This is a genomic window from Anaerotignum sp. (assembly GCF_017483025.1).
GTDB lineage: Bacteria > Bacillota > Clostridia > Lachnospirales > Anaerotignaceae > Anaerotignum_A.
Map to the genome: position 1 here is coordinate 1 of NZ_JAFUMA010000069.1, position 2,129 is coordinate 2,129.

Below are 2,129 nucleotides of genomic sequence, written 5' to 3' on the forward strand. Positions count from 1 at the left end.
AACAATGCCCACTACGGAAGTAGTGGGCATTGATATATGAGGATGATGCAAATGAAATTAAAAGGATTATTATTGGCAACAGCAGTATGCTTTCTGCCAACAATGCCTGTATTTGCACAGGAAGAATCGGGATATCTGGTCAAACTGAAACCAACGGCGGCGGTTACGATTGAACATGAGGATGGCTATGTGCTGGATCAGATGGAGTATATGCCACAGTATTGCCGTGTTGCAAGTATGGAAGATGTGGAGACTTACATTGGCATGGAAAATGTGGAATCCATTGAACCAAGACGAAAACTGGAACTGTTTGATATGCCTAATGATCCCTATTATGATGCTCAGTGGGGTTATACTGCGATGCAGACAGAATATGCCAGACTGGCTGGAATCACTGGAAAAGGTGTGAAGGTAGCTGTGATCGATAGTGGTATTTATGCGGATCATGAAGAATTCACAGATGCAGATATTGACGCAGGCAGAAATTTTGCAAGGGTCAGTGAAACAGATCATACTGTAAATGCAGATGATGTTACGGATTATATTGGACATGGAACAGCCGTGACCAGCGTGATTGCGGCGAGTACGGATAATGAGCTGGGGGGCTGCGGTATTGCCCCTGATGTTACAATTATCCCTATGCGATGTTTCAGTCTGACGGAAGCATATGATGACTGGGCAGCAGAGGCCATTTATGCAGCAGTGAATGAATATGATTGTGATATTATCAATATGAGTTTTGGCGAAGGGAGACCTTCTACGGTTTTTACGGAAGCGGTAGAGTATGCTTATGAACAAGGTGTGATCATGGTGGCTGCTGTTGGAAACTATGGCTCGTCGACAGAACTCTATCCTGCAGCTTTTGACGAAGTGATCGGCGTAGGGGCAGTTGGAGCGAAGAAAGAATGGTGTGATTTTTCACAGTATAATGAGTCTGTTTTCATTACTGCGCCAGGTGATCTGATGGTAACAGCTGAAAAAACAGCATCTGATGCATATAGAACGAACCGGGACGGGACATCTTTTTCCTCGCCTTGTATTGCGGCAGTTGCCGCTTTGGCTCTGCAGGCAGATGATGCGTTAACACCCGAAGCTTTCTGTGACCTGTTAAAGGAAACAGCAGAGGATCTGGGAGATTCAGGATATGATGTTTATTATGGCTATGGCCTGATCGACATTGAACAAGTGCTGAAAAAACTGGGCGTAACATTGGAAGATGTGACAGCCAAGAAAAAGGGCAGTAATACGAAAATTTCCGGTTTCATTGAGGGATATGGAGCAGGGGAGGCAACACAGGACGCTCTTGCAGGTTTTGATGAGACTGAGCGTATGATTGCCTTCTCATTTCAGAAGTTGACAGCTGATAAGATTGGTGTAGTAGATGTACAGGAGGTTTTTGAAAAGGACTATACTTCTTTTGCGAAGATCCGTTTGTTCTGGGTACAGGAAGATGGGCAGATGAGTCCGGCAGATACCCCGAAACAGATTGAAATACAATAAAAAACGGTAAGGATTTTTTCGATCCTTACCGTTTTTTATTTGATGTAAAATCAAACGATCATGATTGGAGAAATGGGTTGATACTTCGTTGTTGTAAAAAAGATATGGATGGTATCACCGATGATATCTGTGGTAAAAACATTGCTGATATTTTCGGGATTGATACAGGCGGTCATCTTCCTATCATTATTATATGCCGCAGCGATGATGCGGATATCAGAAGCATCGGTGGGAAGTGTAACGGTAAGGGTATCGCCGTTAGCCACTGCAGTGATTGTTTTGCTGTCGGAGAAAGTCTGCCCATTGCTTTCTGCTGTTGCGGTAACAGTAAGAATGAGAGGCTGACTGTTATCCCAGATGAAACTGCAGGTGCTTTCTTCGGAATGACCACAGCTGCAAATCAGAGATGCAGTTGCGGAAGAAAGGTCATCAGACCAGAGAAATTCTTCTGCCGTGTACACATGGCCTTTTGCAGGAACAATGGTCTGTTCCGTCAGTATTTCACCACATATGGAACAGTGCTTGCCTTCTGTCAGGCCTGTTTCTGTACAGGTAGGAGGAACTGCAGTTTTTGTAACAATAGAATGTTCCTGATCTATCATTTCACATGTCCAAGGTTTCCAGGTTAA

At 44.1% G+C, this 2,129-nt stretch carries 2 protein-coding genes; one reads left to right on the top strand and one right to left on the bottom strand.

Annotated elements, in window-relative coordinates; all coding sequences use genetic code 11:
- Positions 1–51 precede the first annotated feature (51 nt).
- A complete protein-coding gene (locus tag IJ369_RS06295; protein ID WP_290717317.1) occupies positions 52–1,500 on the top strand; it encodes a S8 family peptidase in 1,449 nt (482 codons plus the stop codon).
- A gap of 50 nt (positions 1,501–1,550) precedes the next feature.
- On the opposite strand, the gene IJ369_RS06300 is transcribed toward IJ369_RS06295, so the two are convergent.
- Positions 1,551–2,129: hypothetical protein (locus tag IJ369_RS06300; protein WP_290717319.1), on the bottom strand; the 579-nt coding region annotated here is incomplete at its 5' end.